The sequence below is a fragment of the Novosphingobium subterraneum genome (assembly GCF_000807925.1).
GTDB classification, from domain to species: Bacteria; Pseudomonadota; Alphaproteobacteria; order Sphingomonadales; family Sphingomonadaceae; genus Novosphingobium; species Novosphingobium subterraneum.
In genome coordinates, this window is sequence record NZ_JRVC01000043.1 from 1 (window position 1) to 3,975 (window position 3,975).

Consider the following 3,975-nt stretch of genomic DNA (forward strand, 5'->3'; position numbering starts at 1 on the left):
AGCAAGTCGATCCAAGAAAGGCGAAAATCCGCCAATCAGGCCGCGTTCCTCCGCATTATGGGGACCTCGTGATTAGTGAAGTTATGGCGAGGTGAGCATAATTTGACAAACGGTTTGACGTAGGCGGGCGAGATCAGCCGAACTTCGTGGCCCATGGTCTCCAACTCGCGCGCGCAGTGATGTGCGCCGCCACAGGCTTCGAGAGCCACGACACAGGCTGGCTGGCCGGCGAAGAAATTGAGCAGCTTTGCCCTGGTCAGCTTGCGGCTGAAAACCATGGCGCCGCGCTCGTCGGCGCCATGTGCGTGAAAAACGTTCTTGGCGATATCCAGACCGATTGTGGTAACCTGCGACGACGGACTCCTCCTCAAGTGGTGTTTCAACACCTCCACTTTGGGACATAGAGCCGTCGGGGGGCGTCCACCCCATCAAGAATCGATCACGTCAAAATTGAGCGCGAACGACCGGGTTCGGGGCGCCAGCTGTCCGAGGCCTGGCCAAGCTTTGCTAGGCGCGGGGGGAGTGAATACCTAGACCGCAAGGCGCTTTCGATGCTTGTCGATTGCGGCCACGACTTCTCCCGAAAAGGGCAGATGCGCCTTTTCTTGATCCCAAAGCGCGTCAAATTGCTCGACGGTCTCTTTCGCCGTCGAGACGACAAGGTGTGAGGGCAACCGCGCCTTATCCGCGATTGTTTCCAGTTCGCGGTAGGTGAACGACTCCCATTCGCGCGAGCGATGGAATTTGAGAGCGGAATCTTCCTCGGGGATATAGGCAACCGTCGATAGGAGGTCGTAAGCGGGGGCGAGGATTGGTCGGCGCTTGTCGGGATAGATCAGCGACCAGTTTTTCAGGTGCATGTCACCATTGCCGATCAGCACGGAATAGGTGAGGCGGCGGACAAACTCGACGGCGCTTGCCTCGTCTGTCTCGATGGCGAGCACAGACAAGATTTGGCGGTAGCTGGCATTCTCATACTTATCGTCGGGGTACACGCCATAGACCTGGGCAAAGTCCTCGACGTGAATTGCGCCTTCCTCGCTACGATCGAAGCGGCGTATGGCGTAGGCTGACGCCCCGTATCGGGTGATGCCGTCGGGCAATCCTTCAATCGTATCGAGCGGCACGAGATCGATGCCAGGGACATCGATCCCGAGCTTGGAGGCCAAGCTCATGGCGGCGTACTCGTTTTCCGGTACGTCGGGGTGACGGGCTGATGGGAGTTTTACGATCCAGTCGCCGCCTGTGCCGCTTACCGGAATGGTGAGTCCACCATTTTTGCCTCGGGTCTTCAAGGCCGAGAATTTGAGCTGAACGCCTGCAAGGGAGAAACGCAGGGCATGCTTGGCCTGCCCTGCGACACCGTCATTTTCGGAATCCTCGGGCGGGGCATCGCGTGCCTCAACGGGAACGGCTTTGACGGCTCCTGGCAAGTCGCCGCCGAGTTGGGCGAGCAGCGGGTATTCGCGAATAGCTTTGACCCCAGCGCGCCGCGCCAAATAATCGCGCAGCGTACCCTCGGGCAGGAGGTTGGAGAAGAACGGCTCTATCTTGGTCTGGTAAGCGCGCGGCGCGTTGACGATGCCGCCATAAGGGTCGCGGTAGGCGAGCGAGAGCGTCGAACGATCCTCATCTGCGAGGTAAACCTCGTCAAACGTGAAGATGCTGCGATCCCCATCGAGACGGGCAAGCGTCCCGATGCGGCGGTCATACAGGAGTATGTCGAGAGCGGATGCGTCAATCATTCGTCATCCTCCTCCAGCCGATAGGCGGGAAGCTGACGCCGTGTCTCTATGAGCGGTGTGTGCACCTGAATGTTGCGGAAGTGCCTAAGCGATGAAGTCGCCTCCTCAAGCTGCTTGGCCAGCTTGGATGCAGCGCCCTGAGCTTCGACCAGGGATTTGAGACGCTTTGCAGGTTGCAAAGCTTCGTCCAGAGCCTTCAGTTGAGCGGCATCGAATTGCAGCTTTAGAATGTTCCGGATCGCGTTCTGAAAGCCCTCGATCTGCGAAAGATCGGGAAAGCTACCTTTGATGCGCTCGGCAAGCTGCGCTTGCTCGTTGAGCAAGTTCAGGGCCCGACTGGTTTCGACAGTCGTGCCGTGGGCGCGAACAGCGCCCTCCACAGCGGGCAAAGCCTTGCGGGGGACAAGCTTGACCTCAAGGTCGAGCGCGCGCGCGATTTCGACAAGGCTTGAGAGCTGGAGGTCAACTGCGCCTTTCTCTATCTTGGAGATATGGCTTTGAGGCAGGCCAACGCGCTGCCCCAGTTCCTTCTGGGTCATTGCCTTTGCCTGCCGTGCCGCACGAACGCTGGCGGCTATCTCGTTAATTCCTGCTCTCATTTATCTGCTTTTGCATATACCGGACTAAAAATATATGGTTTTGCATATCATGCTCTAGGAGTTTCCTCAAGATTCATATGTTTTTGCATATATTCTTCATATTTAATCTGTAATTGCATATATAGAATGGCGAATTTGCAGGGCTACTGCCGTGGCCTAAGCCCGCCAGCTTCCTCCAGATTTGGGTGGAATTTGGTCCAGGCAGGAAGGGTGGCCACGACCTGGACCAAAGGAGACTTACATGCAGCACCTCTGGAGCCGTTAATGTCCGCCATGTTGGCGGCTGCGGTCGGCACGTCGAGCGGAGGTAGGACTGGCGGGTCCCGACCAAAGCACGAACCCGCTCCGCGGGAGAGTCGCTTGGGGTGCCGTAGCGTAGTATTGTTCAGGCTTTGCGTGCGGCGATGTCGCCTTGCGACCGTGGAGTTCCTTCAACGGAGAGGAACTCACCATGGATACTATCACGACCACTTCCCCGACTCATTCGCTGCGTGAGCGGATGTTGCAGGACATGACGATGCGTGGCTTCGGGGCGCACACGCAGAATGACTATATCCGACATGTCCGTAACTTCGCCGCGTTTCTCGGCCGCCCCCCGGACACGGCTACGGTGGAAGACCTCCGGCGTTATCAGGTCGACCAGCACGAGCGCGCCGTGGGGCCGGCCACAATCAATGGGGCCGTGTCGGCATTGCGGTTCCTCTTCGGGATAACCCTCAGGCGGCCGGAGATGGCGCTAGGGCTGGTCGTCGTTCGCTTCACACCCAAGCTGCGGGTGGTTTTGAGCGTCGAGGAGACAGCGCGGTTGCTCGAGGCAGCGCCAGGCATAAAGTACAAGGCAGCCCTCAGCGTTGCCTATGGCGCGGGCCTGCGGGTCTCGGAGGTCGCCCACCTCAAGGTCGATGACATCGACAGCACCCGGATGTTGATCCGCGTCGAGCAGGGCAAGGGGCGCAAGGATCGTAACGCCATGCTCTCAACGCACCTGCTGGACTTGCTTCGACAGTGGTGGCGCGAAGGCAAGCGGCGCGGGGTTATGTTGCCGCATGGTTGGTTATTCCCTGGCCGTAGCGGCACGGATCCAATCTCGGCTCGCCAGTTGCACCGGGTCGTGCAGGAATCGGCCGAGCGCGCAGAGATCCACAAGCGGGTAAGCCCGCACACCTTGCGCCACTCGTTCGCTACTCACCTGCTCGAGCAGGGTGTCGATATCCGAGTAATCCAGGTCTTGCTCGGACACGTGAACATCAACACGACTGGGATCTATACTCAGGTTTCCAGCAAGACCATGCGGGCGGTGGCCAGCCCGCTCGACCAGATCGTTGCCGTGATGGAAGGCAGGGCACCTCCCGGTTGAACCGTGCGCGCCTCACTCGAGGTCGCCGACATCTTCCACAGCGCCGGGCCCGCCTATCGTGCAGCCCATGCCGGGCATCTCAGCCTCGGCCAGCTCAAGGTCATGACGGCGATCGAGAACTGCCGCACCGCCGCACTGGGCGGTCACGTTGAAGCCTGCGATGATTGCGGGCACTGGCGGATCGCCTACAACTCCTGCCGCAACCGGCACTGTCCCAAGTGCCAAGGCGCTGCTGCGCGCACCTGGCTGGCCGCGCGTGAGGCCGATCTGTTGC

Annotated in this window: 4 protein-coding genes and 1 pseudogene; 2 read left to right on the forward strand and 3 right to left on the reverse strand. The window is 59.6% G+C overall.

The window, feature by feature from the left end; translation table 11 throughout:
• Window positions 1-101 precede the first annotated feature (101 nt).
• The 3 genes and pseudogenes from NJ75_RS24885 to NJ75_RS23000 form a co-directional block, all read right to left on the reverse strand.
• A pseudogene (locus NJ75_RS24885) lies at window positions 102-371 on the reverse strand (IS110 family transposase); the annotation flags it as partial.
• Window positions 372-530: 159 nt separating this feature from the next.
• Window positions 531-1,745 carry a type II toxin-antitoxin system HipA family toxin gene (locus NJ75_RS22995; protein ID WP_039338718.1) on the reverse strand — a complete coding sequence of 405 codons (1,215 nt, stop codon included), beginning with the start codon at window positions 1,743-1,745 and terminating at the stop codon, window positions 531-533.
• Complete coding sequence (locus NJ75_RS23000) at window positions 1,742-2,344, reverse strand: helix-turn-helix domain-containing protein (RefSeq protein ID WP_039338720.1); 603 nt, start codon at window positions 2,342-2,344, stop codon at window positions 1,742-1,744. Before NJ75_RS23000 ends, NJ75_RS22995 begins: the two co-directional genes overlap by 4 nt.
• 451 nt (window positions 2,345-2,795) lie before the next feature.
• Here NJ75_RS23000 and NJ75_RS23005 point away from each other — a divergent pair, with 451 nt between their 5' ends.
• Together NJ75_RS23005 and NJ75_RS24140 are read left to right on the forward strand one after the other, a co-directional pair.
• A complete protein-coding gene (locus tag NJ75_RS23005; protein ID WP_039338722.1) occupies window positions 2,796-3,701 on the forward strand; it encodes a tyrosine-type recombinase/integrase in 906 nt (301 codons plus the stop codon).
• A gap of 3 nt (window positions 3,702-3,704) precedes the next feature.
• On the forward strand, window positions 3,705-3,975 hold a 271-nt coding region (locus NJ75_RS24140; protein WP_211257975.1), incomplete at its 3' end, for a transposase zinc-binding domain-containing protein.

Coding starts and splice junctions, on each gene's coding strand:
- NJ75_RS22995 (WP_039338718.1), bottom strand. CDS start 1,745: ATGATTGACGCATCCGCTCTCGACATACTCCTGTATGACCGCCGCATC.
- NJ75_RS23000 (WP_039338720.1), bottom strand. CDS start 2,344: ATGAGAGCAGGAATTAACGAGATAGCCGCCAGCGTTCGTGCGGCACGG.
- NJ75_RS23005 (WP_039338722.1), top strand. CDS start 2,796: ATGGATACTATCACGACCACTTCCCCGACTCATTCGCTGCGTGAGCGG.